At 65.7% G+C, this 19,124-nt stretch carries 19 protein-coding genes and 3 pseudogenes; 13 read left to right on the top strand and 9 right to left on the bottom strand.

Annotation, left to right across the window (positions count from 1 at the left end):
- From BFD71_RS23505 to BFD71_RS23495, 3 genes and pseudogenes are all read left to right on the top strand, one after another.
- Positions 1-297: pseudogene (locus BFD71_RS23505) on the top strand (acetyl-CoA C-acetyltransferase); the annotation flags it as partial.
- Between the two features lie 258 nt (positions 298-555).
- Complete coding sequence (phbB, locus tag BFD71_RS23500; RefSeq protein ID WP_069266706.1) at positions 556-1,299, top strand: acetoacetyl-CoA reductase; 744 nt, start codon at positions 556-558, stop codon at positions 1,297-1,299.
- Positions 1,300-1,529: 230 nt separating this feature from the next.
- Complete coding sequence (locus BFD71_RS23495; RefSeq protein WP_069266705.1) at positions 1,530-2,285, top strand: IclR family transcriptional regulator; 756 nt, start codon at positions 1,530-1,532, stop codon at positions 2,283-2,285.
- Between the two features lie 12 nt (positions 2,286-2,297).
- Here the strand turns inward: BFD71_RS23495 and BFD71_RS23490 are convergent, their stop codons facing one another.
- Positions 2,298-2,876 (bottom strand): VOC family protein, encoded by a 579-nt coding sequence (locus tag BFD71_RS23490; RefSeq protein ID WP_069266704.1) that lies wholly within the window; start codon positions 2,874-2,876, stop codon positions 2,298-2,300.
- 144 nt (positions 2,877-3,020) lie between these two features.
- Between BFD71_RS23490 and BFD71_RS23485 the strand changes: the two genes are divergently transcribed.
- The 3 genes from BFD71_RS23485 (at position 3,021) to BFD71_RS23475 (ending at position 6,947) form a co-directional block, all read left to right on the top strand.
- Positions 3,021-3,872: a fumarylacetoacetate hydrolase family protein gene (locus tag BFD71_RS23485; RefSeq protein ID WP_069266703.1), complete on the top strand. Its 852-nt coding sequence runs from the start codon at positions 3,021-3,023 to the stop codon at positions 3,870-3,872.
- A gap of 84 nt (positions 3,873-3,956) precedes the next feature.
- The gene (mhpA, locus tag BFD71_RS23480) at positions 3,957-5,498 is read left to right on the top strand and encodes a bifunctional 3-(3-hydroxy-phenyl)propionate/3-hydroxycinnamic acid hydroxylase MhpA (protein ID WP_069266702.1); all 1,542 of its coding nucleotides are present in this window, start codon (positions 3,957-3,959) and stop codon (positions 5,496-5,498) included.
- A gap of 126 nt (positions 5,499-5,624) precedes the next feature.
- Positions 5,625-6,947, top strand: a complete 1,323-nt coding sequence (locus BFD71_RS23475; protein ID WP_069266701.1) for an MFS transporter — start codon at positions 5,625-5,627, stop codon at positions 6,945-6,947.
- Between the two features lie 13 nt (positions 6,948-6,960).
- On the opposite strand, the gene BFD71_RS23470 is transcribed toward BFD71_RS23475, so the two are convergent.
- Positions 6,961-7,341 (bottom strand): hypothetical protein, encoded by a 381-nt coding sequence (locus BFD71_RS23470; protein WP_069266700.1) that lies wholly within the window; start codon positions 7,339-7,341, stop codon positions 6,961-6,963.
- 223 nt (positions 7,342-7,564) lie between these two features.
- Here BFD71_RS23470 and BFD71_RS23465 point away from each other — a divergent pair, with 223 nt between their 5' ends.
- Together BFD71_RS23465 and BFD71_RS23460 are read left to right on the top strand one after the other, a co-directional pair.
- Positions 7,565-8,143, top strand: a complete 579-nt coding sequence (locus BFD71_RS23465; protein WP_069266699.1) for a hypothetical protein — start codon at positions 7,565-7,567, stop codon at positions 8,141-8,143.
- A gap of 32 nt (positions 8,144-8,175) precedes the next feature.
- Positions 8,176-8,412, top strand: coding sequence for a hypothetical protein (locus BFD71_RS23460; RefSeq protein WP_342948743.1), 237 nt, complete (start codon positions 8,176-8,178; stop codon positions 8,410-8,412).
- 39 nt (positions 8,413-8,451) lie between these two features.
- On the opposite strand, the gene BFD71_RS23455 is transcribed toward BFD71_RS23460, so the two are convergent.
- The 5 genes and pseudogenes from BFD71_RS23455 to BFD71_RS39330 form a co-directional block, all read right to left on the bottom strand.
- Positions 8,452-9,240 carry an ABC transporter substrate-binding protein gene (locus BFD71_RS23455; RefSeq protein ID WP_069266726.1) on the bottom strand — a complete coding sequence of 263 codons (789 nt, stop codon included), beginning with the start codon at positions 9,238-9,240 and terminating at the stop codon, positions 8,452-8,454.
- A 47-nt stretch (positions 9,241-9,287) separates the two neighbouring features.
- Positions 9,288-10,442 carry a methionine aminotransferase gene (locus tag BFD71_RS23450; protein WP_069266697.1) on the bottom strand — a complete coding sequence of 385 codons (1,155 nt, stop codon included), beginning with the start codon at positions 10,440-10,442 and terminating at the stop codon, positions 9,288-9,290.
- Between the two features lie 158 nt (positions 10,443-10,600).
- Positions 10,601-11,479 (bottom strand): LysR substrate-binding domain-containing protein, encoded by an 879-nt coding sequence (locus BFD71_RS23445; RefSeq protein ID WP_069266696.1) that lies wholly within the window; start codon positions 11,477-11,479, stop codon positions 10,601-10,603.
- Positions 11,480-11,554: 75 nt separating this feature from the next.
- Positions 11,555-12,061, bottom strand: coding sequence for a hypothetical protein (locus BFD71_RS23440; RefSeq protein ID WP_069266695.1), 507 nt, complete (start codon positions 12,059-12,061; stop codon positions 11,555-11,557).
- Positions 12,062-12,135: 74 nt separating this feature from the next.
- Positions 12,136-12,288, bottom strand: a pseudogene (locus tag BFD71_RS39330) (MFS transporter); the annotation flags it as partial.
- A gap of 1 nt (position 12,289) precedes the next feature.
- Here BFD71_RS39330 and BFD71_RS42270 point away from each other — a divergent pair.
- Positions 12,290-12,472, top strand: a pseudogene (locus tag BFD71_RS42270) (LysR substrate-binding domain-containing protein); the annotation flags it as partial.
- 226 nt (positions 12,473-12,698) lie between these two features.
- A complete protein-coding gene (locus BFD71_RS23430) occupies positions 12,699-13,109 on the top strand; it encodes a hypothetical protein (protein WP_069266693.1) in 411 nt (136 codons plus the stop codon).
- Positions 13,110-13,138: 29 nt separating this feature from the next.
- Here the strand turns inward: BFD71_RS23430 and BFD71_RS23425 are convergent, their stop codons facing one another.
- Positions 13,139-14,041, bottom strand: a complete 903-nt coding sequence (locus BFD71_RS23425; RefSeq protein ID WP_069266692.1) for a LysR family transcriptional regulator — start codon at positions 14,039-14,041, stop codon at positions 13,139-13,141.
- A 120-nt stretch (positions 14,042-14,161) separates the two neighbouring features.
- Between BFD71_RS23425 and BFD71_RS23420 the strand changes: the two genes are divergently transcribed.
- The 3 genes from BFD71_RS23420 (at position 14,162) to BFD71_RS23410 (ending at position 16,225) form a co-directional block, all read left to right on the top strand.
- Positions 14,162-14,683 (top strand): polyketide cyclase, encoded by a 522-nt coding sequence (locus tag BFD71_RS23420; protein ID WP_069266691.1) that lies wholly within the window; start codon positions 14,162-14,164, stop codon positions 14,681-14,683.
- On the top strand, positions 14,680-15,693 hold the full coding sequence (locus BFD71_RS23415; RefSeq protein WP_069266690.1) for a zinc-dependent alcohol dehydrogenase family protein: 1,014 nt from the start codon (positions 14,680-14,682) through the stop codon (positions 15,691-15,693). Before BFD71_RS23420 ends, BFD71_RS23415 begins: the two co-directional genes overlap by 4 nt.
- Before the next feature lie 220 nt (positions 15,694-15,913).
- The gene (locus BFD71_RS23410; protein ID WP_028206842.1) at positions 15,914-16,225 is read left to right on the top strand and encodes a high-potential iron-sulfur protein; all 312 of its coding nucleotides are present in this window, start codon (positions 15,914-15,916) and stop codon (positions 16,223-16,225) included.
- A 319-nt stretch (positions 16,226-16,544) separates the two neighbouring features.
- On the opposite strand, the gene BFD71_RS23405 is transcribed toward BFD71_RS23410, so the two are convergent.
- Complete coding sequence (locus tag BFD71_RS23405) at positions 16,545-18,737, bottom strand: glycoside hydrolase family 28 protein (RefSeq protein WP_069266689.1); 2,193 nt, start codon at positions 18,735-18,737, stop codon at positions 16,545-16,547.
- Positions 18,738-19,124: the final 387 nt, after the last annotated feature.

Here is a 19,124-nt window from a genome sequence, read left to right as displayed (position 1 = left end):
GCGTCGAAGCGGGCGCTGGAGCGCGCGGGCTGGTCGGTGAACGACCTCGATCTCATGGAGATCAACGAGGCGTTCGCGGCGCAGGCGCTGGCCGTGAACAAGCAGATGGGCTGGGACACGTCGAAGATCAACGTGAACGGCGGGGCGATTGCAATCGGTCACCCGATCGGCGCGTCGGGCTGCCGGATTCTCGTGACGCTGCTGCACGAAATGCAGCGCCGCGACGCGAAGCGCGGCCTGGCCTCGCTGTGCATCGGCGGCGGCATGGGCGTGGCGCTCGCGCTCGAGCGCGCTTGATTCCAGCTTGATCCCGCTTTCAAGGCGGGAAGCCGGGTAGCAACCAGGCAGCAAGCGGCTCGTCGCGCGAGAAGCAGCGGCGAGCCGCCAGTAGCAGCAACCACGCGCAATACTAGAAATTGATCAGAAGCCGCGCGGCATTCGCCTGTCTTTTTCCTGGGTGGAAGGATGAAGCCGGGCAACGGTGTATGTGGCGCCTGCACGCGTAGCGCGTATCGCCACGGTTTTAATGACGCTCAACTCTCGCGGATATATAGGATGACTAATCGTATTGCATTGGTGACAGGTGGCATGGGCGGCCTTGGCGAGGCCATCAGCGTGAAACTGCACGACGCGGGTTATCGCGTCGTGGTGACGCACTCGCCCGATAACGCAGGCGCGAAGGACTGGCTGGCGCGCATGAAGGAGACCGACCGCGAATTCCACGCCTACGGCATGGACGTGGCGGACTATGATTCGTGCCAGCGCGGCGCGAAGAAGATCCAGAGCGAGATCGGCCCTGTCGATATTCTCGTGAACAACGCGGGCATCACGCGCGACATGACCTTCCGCAAGCTCGACAAGGTCAATTGGGACGCCGTGCTGCGCACGAATCTCGACTCGATCTTCAATATTTCGAAGCCGTTGTGCGACAGCATGGTCGAGCGCGCGTGGGGCCGCATCATCAACATTTCGTCGGTGAACGGTTCGAAGGGTTCGGTCGGCCAGACCAACTACGCCGCGGCGAAGGCCGGCATGCACGGCTTCACGAAGTCGCTCGCGCTGGAAGTGGCTCGCAAGGGCGTGACCGTGAACACCATTTCGCCGGGCTACCTCGCCACGAAGATGGTGACCGCCATTCCTCAGGACATTCTCGACTCGAAGATTCTGCCGCAGATCCCGATGGGCCGCCTCGGCAACCCGGGTGAAGTCGCGGCGCTCGTGCTGTTCCTGTGTTCGGACGAAGCGGGCTTCGTGACGGGCGCAAATATTCCTATCAACGGCGGACAGCATATGCAATAAAGCTATGCTAAACATGTATCTCGCATGAATGATGTCAGGCGACTTTCGCCTGGGCGATGCGCGATGCATGCGGCAGCGGTAATCCATACCGACCGCCGCATTGCAAGGCACGTGTAAAGCGTGCCCTGCAATGCGGCGGTTTTGCATGGTGCCGCCGGGTTTGCGGGGCACGAACGCAGTGAAGCGTGCCGCTATAATTGGCCACCCCACGCGTGACCGGAGACCGGCCTTTGTCGAGCATTGCGAAACTGCTGTCCATCCTCGAACTCTTTTCCGAGGCGCGGCCTTTTCTTTCCGCCGAACAGGTGGCGGCCGAACTGCAATGCTCGGTGCCGACCGCTTACCGCTATCTGCGCGAACTCGTCGATACGGGCATGCTGCTGCGCTTCGTGGGCGGCGAATACGGCCTCGGCCCGCGCATCATCACGCTCGACTACCATTTGCGCATTTCCGATCCGCTGTTGAAAGCGGGGCAGCCGATCATGCGCGAGCTGGCGGAGCAATCGGGCTTCGACGCCGTCATGTCGCGCTGGTACGGCAACGAGCTCGTCGATACGCACCGCGAATCGCACGACGCCGCATTCGACCTGCGCTATGGACGTGGCCGTCCGCGTCCGCTCTTTCTTGGCGCCGCGCCCAAGGCGATCCTTTCGACCTTTCCCAAGGCGAAGCTCGCCGCGTTGTTCGAGCAGTACCCCGAAGACATCGCGGCCAGCGGACTCGGCGGCTCGCTCGAAGAATTCCGCGCGAGCCTGCTCAAGATCCGCCGCTCGGGCTTCTATCTCTCGAAGGGCGAACTCGAAGCGGGCATGTCCGCCGTCGCTTCGCCGCTCTTCACCGACGCATCGGGCGAAGCCGTGGCCGCGCTCGCGCTCGTCGTGCCCGAGCAGCGCCTCGCGTTCTTCAACCTCGAGCGCGTGGTCGAGGCCGTGAAGGAAGCCGCCGCACGCATTTCCACGCGCGTGCGTGCATTGATCGAGGCATAAGACGGCGCGGCGTCACGCTACGCCCATACGCGCCGCCATCTCCCGCTCCCACACCGCGCGCGGCCGGAAGCCCGGCAACGTGCTCGCATGGCGCTCGACCTCGGCGAGCAACGCGTCGTCGGGCAGCGTAAAGTCCACGGCGACACGCATGGGCTGATCCACGTACCACGGCGTGTCGATGAAGATCTCCAGCCGGTTGCCCTCCGGGTCGCGCGCGTAGAACGAGATCGCATTGCCGTGCGTGACCGGAACGATCTCCTCCATCCCTTCCTCCACGAAGCGCCGGTGAAAGTGCTTGAGCGTGGCGAGGCTGTCCGCCTCCAGCGAAATCTGGTTGATCGGATTGAACGCCAACCGCTCGGGCCTGCCGCTCGCCAGCACGATCTGGTGATGCACACGGGGATCGCGGCTGAGAAAGACGAGGCTGACGGTGCCGCGCGGCGAGGGCAGCGTGCCGCGGTCCGTGACCGTGAATTCGAGCACCCGCGTATAGAAGTCTTCGACCTTCGCCATGTCGCTCACGTAAAAACCCATGTGGCTGAGCGTGAGGCCGGTTCGTCTGGTGGTTGGTTCGGTGTTCGGCAGAGTCATGCTGTCTCCAGTGATAGTGATAAACCCTGATGCAAATCACGTTGTACTGTGCGTTTTACGTAGTGTATTCTCAAAATACGATAAACGCACAATAAATACGCGCCCCCCATTTCCACCGAATACCCTCTTTCTCATTGGAGCATCATGAAACTCGCCAGCTTTTCCACCCATGAAGGTTCGTCGTTCGGCGTCGTGCGCGACGGCGCGGTGTACGACCTCAAGAAGCGCCTGGGCGGCCGCTATGCCGACCTCAAGTCGTTGATCGCCGCCGGTGCATTCGCCGAAGCGGAACGGGCCGCGAACGAAGGCCAGGGCGACTATCCGCTCGCCGAAGTCACGCTCGAGCCCGTCATTGCGAATCCGCAGCAGATCTTCTGTGTGGGCCTGAACTACGCGGAGCACGTGAAGGAGACCAACCGCGAGACCACCGAGCAGCCCGTGATCTTCATGCGGCTGCCGGCTTCGCAGGTGGGCGCCGGCGAGCCCATGCTGCGTCCGCGCGAGTCCACGCAGTTCGACTATGAAGGCGAGATCGCCGTGATCATCGGCGAGGGCGGCCGGCGTATCGCCGAGGCCGACGCGTGGCGTCATATCGCGGGCTACAGCTGCTACAACGACGGCTCGGTGCGCGACTGGCAGCGCCATACGGGCCAATGGGGACCTGGCAAGAACTTCTACCGCACGGGTGCGTTCGGCCCGTGGATGGTCACGAGCGACGAGATCGAGCCGAACGCGCTGATGACGCTGGTTACGCGTCTGAACGGCCAGGAAGTGCAGCGCGCGACCACGCAGATGCTGATTCACGGCATTGCGAAGCAGATCGCGTATCTCTCCACCTTCACGCCGCTCTTCCCCGGCGATGTGATCGTGACCGGCACGCCCGGCGGCGTGGGCGCGAAGCGCAATCCGCCGCTTTTCATGAAGCATGGCGACGTGGTGGAAGTCGAGGTGGATCGCATCGGCACGCTCAGGAACCCCGTCGCGGACGAAGCGTAAGCCGCAGGACGCCGCCCGCGCGATGCGGGCGGCGCAGTCATCCACGTAGTTTTCACTCAGTTAGCCACGGATCAGGTGAATGGGATGAAGGATGTCGTAGACAATTCGGTATGCAAATCAAATTCGAAGCCAGACTATGACGTCGCGATCGTCGGCTTCGGGCCGACCGGCGCGACGCTCGCCAATCTGCTCACGCTGCGCGGCCTGAAAGTCGTGGTGTTCGAGCGCGACAAGGACGTGTTCCAGCTGCCGCGCGCCGTGCACTTCGACGGCGAATGCATGCGCGTGTTTCAGACGGCGGGAATCGCACAGACACTGCTGCCCAATTTGTTCGTCGGCCCCGGCATGAAGTTCGTGAATGCGCGCGGCGAGCTGATGATCGACTGGACCCGGCCGGGCGGCATCGGCCCGCAAGGCTGGTGCGCAAGCTACAAATTCCATCAGCCGGATCTCGAACGGGCGTTGCGTGCGCAACTATCCGTGCGCGGCGGCGCCGACGTGCACCTGGGTCACGAAGTGTTCGCGCTCGACGAACGCGACGACCACGTGCGCATCCGTTTCGAAGATACGGCGCAAGGGCGGCTTGCGCACACCACGGCGCGCTACGTGGTGGGTTGCGACGGCGCGCGCTCGACCGTGCGCCGCTTCATCGGCACCGAGCTGGCCGATCTGAAATCGCACGAGCGCTGGGTCGTGGTGGACGTGCTGCTGGAGGGCGAGCGCGCCGATCTCGGCGACTACTCGATCCAGTACTGCGACCCCGCGCGGCCGACCACATACACGCGTGGGCCGCACAACCGCCGTCGCTGGGAAATCATGGTGATGCCGGGCGACGACGAGCGCCGCATCGGCACGCCGGAATGGATCTGGGAGCGGCTCGCGCGTTGGATCACGCCGGCGCACGCGCAACTCGAACGCTCGGCGATCTACACGTTCCATTCGGTGATCGCGCAGGGCTGGCGGCGCGGCAGGCTGCTGATCGCGGGCGACGCCGCGCACCAGACGCCGCCGTTCATGGGGCAGGGCATGGCCGCGGGCATACGCGACGCCTCGAACCTCGCATGGAAGCTCGCCGACGTGATCGACGGCGCGCTGCCCGACGCGCTGCTCGACACCTACGAGAGCGAGCGCGAGCCGCACGTGCGCACGTTCATCGAAACGGCGGTGCAGCTAGGCGGCGTGATCCAGGCCACCGACAGCGACGCCGTTGCCGCGCGCGACCGCGAGATGACGGCGGCGATTCGCGAATTTCGCACGCCCCAGCCGCGTCTGGGTCCGGGCTGGCACGCCGGTGCGGCGGGCGGCGATATCGGGCCGCAACCCGTGTTCGAAGACGGCTCGCGCCTCGACGACGCCGTCGGTTATCGCTTCGCGCTGATCGTCGACGAAGCGCTTGCGCAACACGCGCAGAGCGCGCTGACGAACGCAGCCCAACGTGAGCGCGTGGCGATCGTGCCGGCCACGCGGGAGCCGCTGCGCGCCTGGCTCGCGGACACCGGCGTGCGCGCCGTGCTGCTGCGGCCCGACCGCTACGTCGGCGGCGTCGCGCACGACGCGAGCGACGTGGAAGCGCTGCTCGCACGTGCAGGCGTTGCGTGCGCGCTGCAGCGACGCGAGGCCGCTTGACCCAAGGCCCGGGCAGTCCGCAATGCAACGCGGCTGCCCGGGCCGATGATTTTGAAGAAGTGGCGCAGGACGAAGATCCGCTAGCAGAAACACAAGCGCCGCCAGGTCCATCAACAAGGAGAGCATATGGAGACGACACCCTCCCTGCCAGCGTCGCACGCCGCGGCGCCTGGCCTGACCCGCGCCCAATGGAAGATGATCCTCATTGCGAGTCTGGGCGGCTCGCTGGAGTTCTATGATTTCGTGATTTACGGCTTTTTCGCGCATTCGCTCGCCGCGCAATTCTTCCCGGCGAGCGACCCGCTCGTGAGCATGCTGCTCACGTTTTCGGTGCTCGCGATCGGCTATATCATCCGGCCGCTCGGCGGCATCGTGCTCAGCAGCCTGGGCGACCGCATCGGGCGGCGGCCCGTGTTCGTGGGCTCGATCGTCGTCGTGACGCTCGCGACGATCTGCATCGGCCTGTTGCCCAATTACGCGCATTGGGGCGTTGCCGCGCCCGTTGCGCTGATCGGCCTGCGCGTGCTGCAAGGCTTTTGCGTGGGCGGCGAGATGCCCGGCGCGATCACCTACGCGGTGGAAGCGGCGCCGCGCCGCGCGGGCCTCGCGGCCGGCGTGATCGTCTGCGCGATCAATACGGGCGTGATGCTCGCGACGATCGTCAATCTCGTCGTGCAGTCCGCGCTCACCCCCGCCGACGCAGCGAGCTACGGTTGGCGCATCGCGTTCCTCGTGGGCGGGCTGTGCGGGATCGTTTCGTATCTGCTGCGCCGCAATCTCGACGAGTCGCCCGAATTCCGGCAAATGCAGGGCGCCGTGGTGAAGCAGCCGTTTCGCGATACGCTGCGCCACCATCGCGGCGCGGTGGTGGGCGGCGCGCTTTCGATTGCGGTGATGGCGGGCTTCAACGGCGTGCTCTACGGCCACATGCCCGCGTATCTGATCGAAACGTTGAAATACGCGCCGCGTGAGGCCGCGCTCGCCCAGAATGCGTACTTGCTCGTGAGTTCGGTGGGGCTGCTCGCAGCGGCCTGGGCTGGCGACTTCGTGCCGCGCCGGTACCTGCTGCGTGTGTCTTGCGTGCTGCTCGCCGCGCTCGCCTGGCCGTTCTATACGGCGCTCGCGGCGCACAGCGTGAACGTGGTCGTCCTGTTCGTGCTCGCCGCGCTGGTGTTCTCGCTCGCAAGCGGCACGTGGGCCGCGGTTCTCGCCGACCTCTTTCCGGTGCAGGTGCGCTTTAGCGGCATCGCACTCGCGTACAACGTTTCGGTGGTCGTGTTCAGCGGGTTTGCGCCGTTGCTCTGCGCGGCGTTCGTGCGCATGAGCGGGTCGCCGGCCGCGCCGGCGTGGTACGTGATCGGTGCGGCGCTGGTCGCGCTGCTGGCGAACCTCGGGCTGCACGCTTCGTCGCGCTCGCGGGTCGATCGCCCGGCGGCAGCCGCAGGTTAGGCGTGCGCGTGGCTCAAAGAAAGCCTTCGGGCGTTTCGAACTCGGAATCGTCGACGTCGATTTCGATCGAGCACGCGCCCTCTGTGGCGGGCGGCACCTGCCGTGCTTCGAAGCGCTCGCGCACGCGCTCGCGAATGCGCTGCTGGATCATGCGCCGGCGCGCCGTGTCCATCTCGGCGTAGCGGTCGAGTTGCGTGCGCGAGAAGCGCAGCGTGGCGGCGCAGCGCGCGTCGAGCGTGGTGTCGCGGTGCGAGTCCACGACCCACGAAAGCTGGATAACGATCGTCTCGCCCTCATCGATGAGGCTGACCGCCGGCCGCTTGGGCGATTCGAAAATACTTGCGACAGCGATCTGGATCTCCTCCAGACGCTGGTCGAAATCGAAGGTGTTCATAGGGGCTCCCGTCTCGATGGCCGTTTTTGCGCGCGCTTTTGCGTGCGCTTTCGCGTGACTTCACAGCGCGCATCGGGCGTTCCAGCCGCCCCTGGGCACGGCCGATGCGCTACGCGGCAAGCGGCAGGCGAAGGCGCGCATCGGATCGAGCGCAGGCGAATGGCACGACGCGTGCGCGCTCGGTCAGGAACTTCCACTCATCGAAGCCTGCAAGGAGAGAGCCATGTCTATGATCGTTGCGAGCCGCTTCACGACCCTGCACGAAGCGGAAGTGGCCGTCGACAAGCTGCATTCGAACGGCTTTGTCGGCGAGGATGTCGCCTCGTTCTTCGTGAACCCGAGTGGCCAGCACGCGCGCTTTCCGGTGGGCGGCGACGAGTTCGTCGACCCGGGCGCGCGCGGCACGTCGCTGGGCGCGGCGACGGGGGCTGCGGGAGGCGCGGTGATCGGGCTCGTGCTCGGCGTGCTGATCTCGTACGTCGTATTCCACTCGCTGGTGGTGCTGGCGGTGGCCGCCGGCGTCGGCGCCTATGTGGGCACGCTCGCGGGCGCGCTATGGCAGACGAGGGGTGGCGGCAAGGCGCGCCAGCCCGACGTCGGCCACGAGCCCGACGGCACGCCGAAGGCCCGCGAGTCCGGCGTGCTGGTGGCCGTGCATGTGAGCTCCGGCACCCAGCACACGGCGGCGCAGGTACTGAGCGCGGCGGGCGGCGTGGAGATCGAGCGCGCCGACGGACGTTGGCAGCAAGGTCATTGGGCCGACTTCGACCCCACCCGCAGCGTCGAGCCGCTGCGTGAATGACGGCGGCGCGTTGCGCCGACAAGGAGGCAATCATGAAGCATCACGAGACGCCGGACGACGACGGTACGAACGTCAAGAGCCCGCAGCACGAAGGCAGCGAGCCGCTCGCGCGACGTCATCCGCACGAGCCGCGCTCGGTGGGCCGCCAGGGGCATAGCGACGTGGAGAGCGGCCAGGAGGATACGGACCGCCGGGGCGGCGATGCGTACCAGGAGCGCACGCAGAACGACGAGCCCGTGAACCGCAATTCGCGCGAGGGGCGGCGCTGACTTCGTTCATGCCATACGGCCGCCCCTGAGTGCTGCGTTTTACTTCGGCGAAACGTCGATGTCGCCGAAGTATTTGTGCGCGAGCGAGGTGACTGTGCCGTCGGACTCGAGCTTTGCAATGGCCGCGTTCAGGCGCTCGCGCAAGGCTGTATCGCCCTTGCGGATGCCGAACGCCACGCCGCTGCCGAGAATCTTGTCGTCGCGTACGGCTTCGCCCACGAACGCGAAACCCTTTCCTTCGGGTTGCGAAAGAAAGCCCTTCTGGCCCGCTGGCGCGAGCACGAGCGTTGCATCGAGACGCCCCGCGCCGAGATCCGCGTAAATCTGGTTCTGGTCCTGATAGGGCACGACGCTCACGCCGGCCGGCTCCCAGTGCACCTTGGCATAGGTTTCCTGAATCGACGATTGCAGCACGCCGACGCGTTTGCCCTTGAGCGACGCGGCAGTCGCGACAAGCCCGCTGTCACTGCGCGCAATCAGGCGGCTCGGCACGCGATAGATCACCGTGGTGAAGTCGATGGCCTCGCGGCGCTTTTCGGTGGCGTTCATCGCCGAGTTGATGGCGTCGAACTTGCGGCCCTGAAGCGCGGGAATCAGGCCGTCGAACGAGGTTTCGACCCATTTGCAGGTCATGCCCGCCTTGGCGCACACGGCATTGCCGATGTCGATGTCAAAGCCTTGCAGCGTGCCGTCCGCGGCTTTGGTTTCGAACGGCGGATACTGCGCCTCGACGCCGAAGCGCAACAGGTTCGTATCGGCGAATGTCGATGCGGGGCCGAGTACGCCGCACACGCATGCCAGCGCGAGGAGCGCGTTGAGTCGCTTCATGGTGATCTCCTTGCCGATCAGGTTCGTTGTGTTTCGAATGGGGTGCGCTAGATCGCGCAAAGGCGGCGGGCGCCTTCGAGCAATGTTTCGTCATCCTTGGCGAAGCTCAGGCGGATGATGCCTTCGTCGGTGCCGTCGGTGTAGAACGCCGAGAGCGGAATCGTCGCCACGCGGGCGGCGCGGATGAGTCGCAGCACGAAGTCGCTGTCGCGCTCGTCGGAGAAAGACCGGAAGCGCGCGAGCATGAAAAAGCTGCCTTCGCTCGGCAGCAGTTCGAAGCGCGAGGCTGCCAGCGCGCGCGCGAGCAGGTCGCGCTTGTGCTGGTAGAAGGCCGCGAGTCCCAGATAGGTCTTCGGCTCGGCAAGCGCCTGCGCGAACGCATACTGCATGGGCGTGTCGGCGGAAAAGACCATGAACTGGTGGACCTTGCGGATCTCGTCCATCAGTTCGGCGGGGGCAAGGCAATAGCCCACGCGCCAGCCCGTGACGTGATAAGACTTGCCGAACGACGAAACGATCACGCTGCGCTCGGCCAGCTCGCGATAGCGAGCCATGCTCCGGTGCGGCGCGCCGTCGAAGACCACGTGCTCGTACACCTCGTCGGAGAGAATCACGATGTCGGTATTGCGCGTGAGCGCCGTGAGCCGCGCGATGTCGTCCTCGCCGAAGATCGTGGCCGTGGGATTGTGCGGCGTGTTCACGATGATCATGCGCGTGCGCGGCGTGATGGCCGCGCTCACTGCGTCCCAGTCCACGCGGAAATGCGGCTGCGCGAGCTTGATCGCCACGGGCAGCGCGCCCTGCAGGCGCACGATGGGCGCATAGCTGTCGAACGCGGGCTCGAAGTAGATGACCTCGTCGCCGGGATGCACGAGCGCACTGATCGTCGAGTACAGGCCTTCGCTCGCGCTCGCGAGCACGGTCACCTCGCTCGACGGCTCGTAGTGCGCGCCATGGAGCATCTCGAACTTCGCGGCGAGCGCTTCGCGCAAGTCGGCCAGGCCCGCCATCGGCGCGTACTGGTTGTGGCCCGCGCGCATGGCGGCGGCCACGTCATCCACGAGTTTCGCGCTCGGGTCGAAATTCGGTGCGCCTTGCGAGAGGTTCAGCGCCTGATGCTCGGCGGCAAGCTGGCCAATTACCGTGAAAATCGTCGTGCCTACATCGGGCAGCTTCGAGCGGGCCTGCGCGGCGCTCTGCATGGTCGGTCTCCCTTCGGGCGGCGCGCGGCCGCATGGTGTGTCAAATGCGAGGTTGCCGGAAGATCGGGCCTTGCGCGGAGCGCCCCATTACGCCGAAAGAGCAGCCCGCATGCAATCGATTAATTCTCATGGCCGCCATGCGCCGCCCTCATGGCGCGCTACGGCGTCGAGCGGTCCCGGCCCATCCAGTCGCTGAACAGCTGCACCTTGTTCTGCTGGGCCACGCATTCGGGGTACACGAAATAGTAGCGCGAGCCCGTGGGTACGGCGAGGTCGAAGGGCATGACGAGGCGGCGTGTTTCGACATCCTCGCGGACGAGCGTGCGATCGGTGATGGCGACGCCGAACCCCTGCATGGCGGCAGTGGCCGCGAGATCGAGCGATTCGAACGTGGGACCGAGATCGGCATCGACTTTCTTCGCGCCCGCGCGCGCGAGCCACAGGCGCCAGTCGGCGTGGTCGCGCGTGGGGTGCAGCAGGGTCTGGTGCGCGAGGTCGTCGGGCTTGACGAGCGGGCGGCGCGAGAGCACCTCGGGCGTGCAGACGGGCGTGAGGTATTCGTCGAAGAGCGGCACCGCATGCACGTCGGCGCCGGGCGACGAACCGTAGATGATCGCCGCGTCGAACGGCTCGGCCTGGAAGTCGACTTCGTGTCCCCAGGTGGTCGTGATCTGGATCTGCAGGTCGGGGTGCTCGTTCTGGAAGCGCATGATGCGCGGCAGCATCCAGCGCATCACGCAGGTCGGGACCTTGAGCGCAAGCTCGGTGCGCTGGCGCGTGAGGCGCTGCGAGGCTTCTTCGATACGCCCGAAGCCGTCGCGCACGGCCGGCAGCAGTTGCTCGCCTTCGGCGGTGAGCGTGAGACCTTTGGACGAGCGGCGAAAGAGCGGCAGGCCATAGTACTGCTCGAGCGCGAGGATCTGCCGGCTGACTGCGCCCTGTGTGAGGCAAAGGTGCTCGGCCGCGCGCGTAAAGCTGCCGTAGCGGGCGACCGTTTCGAAAATCTGCAGGGCGTTGAGCGGGGGAAGGCGTCTCATGGCGGTCGTTGGGCGGCCGGGCGAGTGCGCGCAGCCGGCGGGAATCGAGCCGCTATGATACGACGGCCGCCCGCTTCAATCGTCTGCGCCGTCTGCGCTCTGTGCCTGGCTCGCCTCGCGTGCCGTGTCGATCGTGGCACGTGCGCCGAACAAAGCGCGTATGCCGGGCCCGGAGAGGAACATGGCCTCGGCGTTGTGGCCCGCACCCCGCACCTCGAACCACGTATGGCGCAACTGCGGGTGCCTCGCGCGCAGGTAGGCGTAACAGGTTAGGGCTCGCGCGAGCCGGTGAGGCCCCTGCGCGCTGGCCGCGCACGAGCGGTCGAGCGCCGCGTGCGCGGGGTCGCAATCGCGCTCGCCTGCCAGATACACCACTTCCCGCCCGATGTAGCGGCGCTCGAGCGTGGCGGCATCGTGCGTGGCTGCCGCATAGCGCGGGAGCTTGCACATGCCGTACTTCCAGTCGTCGACGTCGGGGCATGCGGTGCGATCCGCAGGGGCGAAGCTGCCATCCGGTTGCGGTCGCAACGAATCGAAATACACCCAGGAAGAGGGATTCGCGATCACGAAGCGCAGCGGCACGCCGCGTTGGGCGCATTGCTCGGGCGCGGTGCTCAGGATGGCATAGCGATGCGCGACCTGGGCGCCGCCCGAGTGAAGCTGCCATAGAACATCTTGCGGCCGGGCGGCGCGTACTCGGTGAGCATCGAGGCGGCGGTGGCGAACTCGCCGCCCACCGACAGCCCTTGCAGGATGCGCGCGAGCAGCACGATGAGCGGCGCGGCGATGCCGATCGATGCATAGCCGGGCATGTACGCCGATTTCGTGCGCGCCTGCGAAGCCCATGGCGTGCAGTTGCGCGTGGTCGACGAGGTGCCGCGCATGGTCACCGCGATCGACCTCGTGGCCGCGGGCGGCGGCGTGACGCTCGTGCCGGCTTCCATGCGGCGCTACCAGCAGGAGAGCGTGCGCTACTGCCGCATGGCCGGGGACGAGGCGTTTCGCGCGCCGCTGCATCTCGTGACGAAGCCCGCCGTGCACAATCCGGCGGTGGAGGGTTCCGCGAAACCGTGTTCGCGTTTGCGGAGCGCTCGCGCGAGGACCGCTGAGGCTTTCAAATATTTTCGTTGCACCCCTTTCGGATTGCGCCGACCTGCCGTTAACCCGTATGCCCCGATACGGGCGCCAGGCGCAATCACAAGAGCAAAACGAATAGACAGTGGCAACGAGAATCATCGAAGGAGCGGCAGTGCGTGCCGCCGCCGGGCGCGAGGCGCCCAACGCTGGCCGGCCGGCGGCGCTGCGCCTGCTCATCAAGCTGCGCGAGCACAAGGCGCGGGTCATGCTGCTCGCTGTCGCGGCGGGCTGTGTCGTCGCGTTCGCGTCGTGGCTGGGCGACCAGCTGCGGCCCGCGCTCGAAGCGCGCGAGCGCAACGAACTGAGCGAGGAAGCGGCCGATGAGCTGCGCGCAGCCGTTGCGCCCTGCGTGCCCAGCGCGGGGCACAGCCATACCTCGTGGTGCGGCGCCGTGAGGATTGTGCCGCCACCGCCAGGACCCGTCACGCCGCTTCCGCTCATCGCGGGTGCGCCCGCGGCGTTCTGCACGGCCAACGGCAGCCCGTCCTGCTGATCGCCTTTACGCGCGCCGATGTGACGGCATCACCCCGGCGCGTCGCTCGCCAACGCCTCACACGTCTCGAACAACAACGCGCGCGCCCACTGATGCCCTGGCGAGCGATGCGTGCGCTCGTGCCACGCGAGCGTCTTGGTGAACCCCGGTATCGCCAGCGGCGGCTCGACCACGGCGAGCCCCGTTGCGTTCTTCACAAGCCGTGACGGCACGACCGCGATCAGATCGCTCGTCAGCAAGAGATCGGGCAGCACGAGAAAGCTGTTCACGGACACCGTCACGCGACGTGTGCGACCCACGCGCGCCAGCGCCTCGTCCGTGACGCCGCTCAGGCTTCCACCCTCATACGACACCAGCGCATGATCGAGCGCGCAAAAGCGCTCCAGCGTGAGCCGCCGCTGGGCGGCGGGGTGATCCGCGCGCATCACGCATACGTAACGCTCGTCGAAGAGGCGCCGCGCATGCAGATCGGCAGGCGCGGTCTCCGGTGTGATCAGGGCCAGATCCACGTCGCCGCTTTCGAGTTGCGCCTGCAGACGCTCGTGCTGTACCGGCACGATCACGGCGCGCACGCCGGGCGCCGTTTCCCGCAGCCGCGCGAGATACGGCACGACGACTGCGCGCAGCGCGTAGTCGGTCGAAGCGAGGGTGAGCGTCATCTCGGCCTCGGCTGGCACGAAGGCCTGCGGCTGCAGCATCTGCTCGATTTCGCTCAACACCTGTTTGAGCGGCGCGGCCAGTTGTAGTGCGCGTTCGGTCGGCACGATGCCACGTTGCGAGCGCACGAACAGCGGATCGCCGAAACTCTCACGCAGACGCGTCAGCATCGCGCTCACGGCTGGCTGCGTGAGTGACAGACGCTGCGCGGCGCGCGTGACGTTGCGTTCGTCGAGCAGGGCGTCAAGCGCCCGCAAGAGATTCAGATCGAGCATTCTGATATCAACACGGTTTATGGCCGAAATAATGAGTTGCGATTGGATTTATTTCAGCATAGCCCGCATGATTTCTCGTGTCCACCGCACCGAAACCGACAGCATCGAAAGGTAACGAACATGAACGAGATTTTCTGGCCCGAAGACTACTTGCCCGGCACGACCGATAACTTCTGTTCCAACGAAGTGATCGTGGCGGGCCTCTCCACCGCCGACGTCTGGCCGTTACTCAACAACGCGACCGTGTGGCCCAGCTATTACAGCAATTCCGCGGATGTCGGCTTCCACGACGGCCACGGGCCCGAGTTGAGCGCGGGCGCGCGTTTTCAATTCAAGACCTTCGGCTTCCCGGTGCAGGCCAAAGTGACCGAGCACGTGCCGCCGGCCGCAGGCCAGCCCGCGCGCGTGGCGTGGCACGGCTGGGCCGAGGGCGACGCACAAACGCGTCTGGACGTGATTCACGCCTGGCTGATCGAAGACCTTTCCGGCGGCCGCGTGCGCGTGCTCACGCAGGAATCGCAGAAGGGCAAACCGGCTGTGACGCTGGCGAAAACGCGCCCGAGTCCGATGATCAACGGGCACCAGGACTGGCTCGACGGCCTCGTCGACGCCGCGCGCAAGGCGAAGGGAGCACGGCCATGAAGGCCGCCGTGGTGCGTGCGCCGGGCGGGCTCGATCGCATCGAGCTGCTCGATATCGCCGAGCCCGGCGCGCCGGGCGCCGGCGAGATCCGCGTGGAGCTTCACGCTACGTCGCTCAATTTTCACGACCTGCTGGTCGCCAACGGCGCGATCCCTACAGCAGATGGCCGCGTGCTGATGTCCGATGGCGCAGGCGTGGTGTCGGCGGTCGGCGCGGGCGTGACGGAGTTCAAGCGCGGCGACCACGTCGTGTCGTGCTTCTTCCCCCAATGGGCGGACGGGTTGCCGTGGCAGGCCGTGGGCAACTTCGCGCAGACGCCCGGCGACGGCGCGGATGGCTTCGCGACTTTGCACGCCGTGCGGCCCGCGAGCGCCTTCACGCTCGCGCCGCGCGGCTGGACCTACGCCGAGGCGGCCACGATTACGACGGCTGGACTCACCGCATGGCGGGCGCTGGTGGTCGACGGCGGCCTGAAGGCCGGCGACACCGTGCTGACGCTCGGCACCGGCGGCGTGTCGATCGCGGCGTTGCAGATCGCGCGGATGATGGGCGCTTCGGTCATCGTCACGTCATCGTCGGACGAGAAGCTGGCGCGTGCGAAAGCGCTCGGCGCCGACCAGGTGGTCAACTACCGGCAACACGAAAAGTGGGGCGCGCTCGTGCGCGACATGACGGGCGGCAAGGGCGTGGATCACGTGATCGAAGTCGGCGGTCCTGGTACGCTCGCCCAGTCGATCGACGCGGTGCGCGTGGGCGGCCACATCGCGCTGATCGGCGTGTTGACCGGACGCGAAGGCACGGTGCCGACCTCCTTGCTGATGGCGAAGCAGGCGCGCCTGCAGGGCTTGATCGTGGGCAGCCGGCGCCAGCAGCAAGAGTACGTCGCGGCGCTCGACCAGGCTGGCATTCGCCCGGTGCTCGACCGGACGTTCGGGCTGGACGAACTGGCCGATGCGTTTCGTCATCAGCAGGCCGGGGCGCATTTCGGCAAGGTCTGCGCGGCCTGGTGAAGTCAATGCGGCGCCGCTGTGATGCCGAGTCTTCGCTCGCCATGAAAATTGATTTGCATAACGAAGTAAATAAGGAAGCATCCGATGCCCAATGTTTCGGTTCTTTACAAGACATCGCGAAGTGTTATAAATAAATAGCACACGAAAGAAACACGAACGAATCGGCCAGCCGATCAGCAACCACGAGAGCCGGGTACGTTCCATGCTCAGGAGCCCCACCATGCCGCTTTCCCGTCGTCGCTTCATGATCCTTGCCGCCTCCGTGGCTTCCACGGCGGCGCTTTCCAGCGAATCCCGCGCCGACGCGCCGGTGCTCTCCGAGAGCGATCCGACCGCCATGGCGCTCGGCTACAAAACCGACGCGAGCAAAGTCGACAAGACGAAGTTCCCGCGCTTCCAGGCGGGGCAGACCTGCGCGAACTGTCAGCTGTTTCAGGGCAAGCCGGGCGCGCCGAATGGTCCGTGCGCGACCTATGGCGGCAAGATCGTCGACGCCAAAGGCTGGTGCAATGCCTACGTGAAGAAGGCTTGAGTCATGCCCCGAGAGGGGTATGCTACAAGCCATCGAGCAATGCGTTTCGGGAGGCGCCATGAAGGCGGTGTGCCCGCTGCACGGGCCAACGACCATCGTCGGGACGAACGCATACGGGTTTCCGGTATATGCGTGTTGCCGCGACGACATTCCCTTTGTCATGCCGCCGGACGCCTGTACGCGCGAGCCGGTGGGCTCCGGAAATGAGCCGGCGCCGAAACGCCGGCAACCTCCGGCAGACAAGGAACCACGCTGAAGAAACCGATCGCCGCGCACACGGAACGCGCTTCCCACGCGTTCCGTGTGCGTTGCGTCGATATCAGGTCGCCGGTGCGCTCAGCGACGTGTTGTACGTGGTGCCCGCGATCACCACATTGGTCAGCGTGATGCCGCTCACGTTGCTCGCGAAGACCGGCCCCGGCGCGGCCGTCGCCGATGTCGAAGGCGTGGTCGGTACCGCCCCCGCGCACACCGGGTTGCCGAGGTTGCAGTTCGAGATCGTGACGCCGCTGATCGGACTCACGCTCGGCACCGGCAGTGGACCGTTGTAATCGACCGCTTCGGGGCCCTGCATGACGATCGCCTGGAAGCACGAGTTCGACCCGGCGACGAAGCCCGAGGGCATCGAGTAGGACACCGCGCCCGACACGTTGCTTGCGTTCACGTTCGTGATGTTGATGTTGCTGATCACGGACGGACTCCAGCGCACCGCGTCGCCGGACGGGCTGTAATCGCAGTCGAACGTGATCAGGCCGCCCTGGCCCGTCGACGGGTTCGTCGCGAGACCGGTCGTGCCCGTGCCCGTGATCTTGCTGATCGCAGCCCCAAGCGAGCCGCCGCCGTATTTCCCCGCGAGGTTCACGCCATTGGCGAGCGTCACGCCATTGATCCAGACGTTGTTGATGAAGCCGCCGCGATTCATGTTGCTCTTGAAGCGCAGCGCGATATTGAGCGGGTTGCTCGCCCAGTTCTCGTTTTGCATCGTCAGGTTGCGGGCGTAGACGTTGCGCACGCCCGCGCTCATTTCGCTGCCGATCGTCAGGCCGCCGTGGCCGCTTTGCATCGTGCAGTTCTGCACGACGATGTTCTGCATCGGGCCGTACCCGGTGTCGAGATACTTGCCGGACTTGATCGCGATGCAGTCGTCGCCGGTGTTGAACTGAACGTTTTGCACCAGCACGTGATTGCACGCGTCCGGATCGAAGCCGTCGTTGTTCGGTCCGACGCTATCGGCAAACACGCCGTCGATGACCACGTTCGTGCAATCGGTGGGATGGTGCTGCCAGAAGGGCGTGTTCTGCGTGTGGTAGTTCTGCAGATAGACGTTGGTGCAGCCGATGAACTCGATCATGCACGGACGCAGATAGTGACCGTTGCCGAATATGCGGTTCTCGACGGGCACGCGCAGCTCGGACAGCGCGGGCAGATAGTTCTGGTCCTGGTTCCAGCCCGTGCCCGTGAGGAGGGTCATCAGCGACGTCGTCACGCCGTACGGGTTCGTAAAGGAGACATTCGCCTGCGGGTTCTGGATCTGGCCAGCGGGGAGGCTCGTTAGCGCGACGTTGTTCGGATTCACATAGGCCTGAGAAGGCGTCGATGAACCGGCGCAGCCGTAGGTGTTGCTGCTTCCCTTGTAGGTCCACCAGCACGAGGTCGGCGGCTGGGTGCTCAACTGCATCGGTGTCATCGCCTGACCGTTCAGCACGCAGGTGTTGTCGTCGGCGGTCACGGCGATGTTGGTCTGGCGGAAGGCATAAATCGGCGAGCCGAAATTCAGGCAGTCGTTCGCCTGCCAGCGCGTGTGGTACAGATTGCCGTTGGCCGTCTTGTACGGGCCGTTTTTCGCATAGTCCGCAGGATTCGGGCTGAAATAGATCGTGCAGCCCGATTCCAGGTGGAGGTTCACATGGCTCAGCAACACGATCGGACCGCCGCAGTACCAGTTGCCGGCCGGCACCACCACGCGGCCGCCACCGGCGCGGCTCGCGTCGACAACCGCGGCATTGATCGCCGTGCATGAGTCGTATTGCGTGCCCGTGTAGTCGCACGGCACCATCACGCCCGAGCCGGGGCTCTGCAGATCGCTGGTCGGATGCGCGGTCTGTTCCGTGCCGCCCGTCACCCATGGAATCTTGCCGCCCGGCCACGCGGTCGACGTAATCAGCGCGGTGGGCGGCAGTGTGCGCGCACCGTAGCTCGTCACGTGAAAGTCGGCGCGCGAGAACAGCGACCGATCGACATGGGCAAGCCTCCTGATGATCGCCGTGGCCTGCCCGTCCGGGCCCCAGATCGGGTCGCCGGCGGCGTGGCCGGGCGGCTGCGGAATCTTGCCTCCGAATGCGGCAGGCGTGGGAAACACGGAATCGGCTGCTGCCGCTGCGCGGCTGGCGGCGAGGAGGCTTGCGCCTGCGGACGCGCCGGCGAAGGCCATGAACGCGCGCCGTTTGGGCGAGGCGGGCGCATGGTTGCGGGCTGTTGAGGGCAGGGGATCGTCCTGGTCATATATTGCCATTTGATTCGTTCTCCTATGTTGTCTCGCTGGATTGTTTTGCTGAAGAAAGCGTGGCTCGACTACGGCGGCGATTGGGCGGCGATTGGGCCGCGTGGCGACGCTAATGCGAACGGGAGAGGCACGGTTACAGCGGCGAGATCGAACAGGAGCGGCTGACTCGATCACCATGGATATTGTTGTCAGACGACATGGAAATCGTCAATCAGATTTATCCAGGGGGTGTACCTGGGTCTATGAGATATGCCTTGTGCCTGCGGATAGCTTACGGTTTCGTAAATTTGTCAGACGAGCGGGGCGTCGCCGGTGGGAACATTAAACGCTTCTGTGGAACCGCGCCCTCTTTGTATAGGCGTGTATCTACGGGGCGCATGCGTACATGCGCATACA

Source organism: Paraburkholderia nodosa (genome assembly GCF_001718195.1).
Taxonomy (GTDB): domain Bacteria; phylum Pseudomonadota; class Gammaproteobacteria; order Burkholderiales; family Burkholderiaceae; genus Paraburkholderia; species Paraburkholderia nodosa_A.
Note: the sequence above shows the minus strand (reverse complement) of the source record. Positions and strands in the feature narration are given on the sequence as shown.

What these genes read in the sequence shown, in the direction of transcription:
- phbB (WP_069266706.1), top strand. Translation starts at nt 556, where the DNA reads ATGACTAATCGTATTGCATTGGTGACAGGTGGCATGGGCGGCCTTGGC.
- BFD71_RS23490 (WP_069266704.1), bottom strand. Translation starts at nt 2,876, where the DNA reads ATGACTCTGCCGAACACCGAACCAACCACCAGACGAACCGGCCTCACG.
- BFD71_RS23485 (WP_069266703.1), top strand. Translation starts at nt 3,021, where the DNA reads ATGAAACTCGCCAGCTTTTCCACCCATGAAGGTTCGTCGTTCGGCGTC.
- mhpA (WP_069266702.1), top strand. Translation starts at nt 3,957, where the DNA reads ATGAAGGATGTCGTAGACAATTCGGTATGCAAATCAAATTCGAAGCCA.
- BFD71_RS23475 (WP_069266701.1), top strand. Translation starts at nt 5,625, where the DNA reads ATGGAGACGACACCCTCCCTGCCAGCGTCGCACGCCGCGGCGCCTGGC.
- BFD71_RS23470 (WP_069266700.1), bottom strand. Translation starts at nt 7,341, where the DNA reads ATGAACACCTTCGATTTCGACCAGCGTCTGGAGGAGATCCAGATCGCT.
- BFD71_RS23465 (WP_069266699.1), top strand. Translation starts at nt 7,565, where the DNA reads ATGTCTATGATCGTTGCGAGCCGCTTCACGACCCTGCACGAAGCGGAA.
- BFD71_RS23460 (WP_342948743.1), top strand. Translation starts at nt 8,176, where the DNA reads ATGAAGCATCACGAGACGCCGGACGACGACGGTACGAACGTCAAGAGC.
- BFD71_RS23455 (WP_069266726.1), bottom strand. Translation starts at nt 9,240, where the DNA reads ATGAAGCGACTCAACGCGCTCCTCGCGCTGGCATGCGTGTGCGGCGTA.
- BFD71_RS23450 (WP_069266697.1), bottom strand. Translation starts at nt 10,442, where the DNA reads ATGCAGAGCGCCGCGCAGGCCCGCTCGAAGCTGCCCGATGTAGGCACG.
- BFD71_RS23445 (WP_069266696.1), bottom strand. Translation starts at nt 11,479, where the DNA reads ATGAGACGCCTTCCCCCGCTCAACGCCCTGCAGATTTTCGAAACGGTC.
- BFD71_RS23425 (WP_069266692.1), bottom strand. Translation starts at nt 14,041, where the DNA reads ATGCTCGATCTGAATCTCTTGCGGGCGCTTGACGCCCTGCTCGACGAA.
- BFD71_RS23420 (WP_069266691.1), top strand. Translation starts at nt 14,162, where the DNA reads ATGAACGAGATTTTCTGGCCCGAAGACTACTTGCCCGGCACGACCGAT.
- BFD71_RS23415 (WP_069266690.1), top strand. Translation starts at nt 14,680, where the DNA reads ATGAAGGCCGCCGTGGTGCGTGCGCCGGGCGGGCTCGATCGCATCGAG.
- BFD71_RS23410 (WP_028206842.1), top strand. Translation starts at nt 15,914, where the DNA reads ATGCCGCTTTCCCGTCGTCGCTTCATGATCCTTGCCGCCTCCGTGGCT.
- BFD71_RS23405 (WP_069266689.1), bottom strand. Translation starts at nt 18,737, where the DNA reads ATGGCAATATATGACCAGGACGATCCCCTGCCCTCAACAGCCCGCAAC.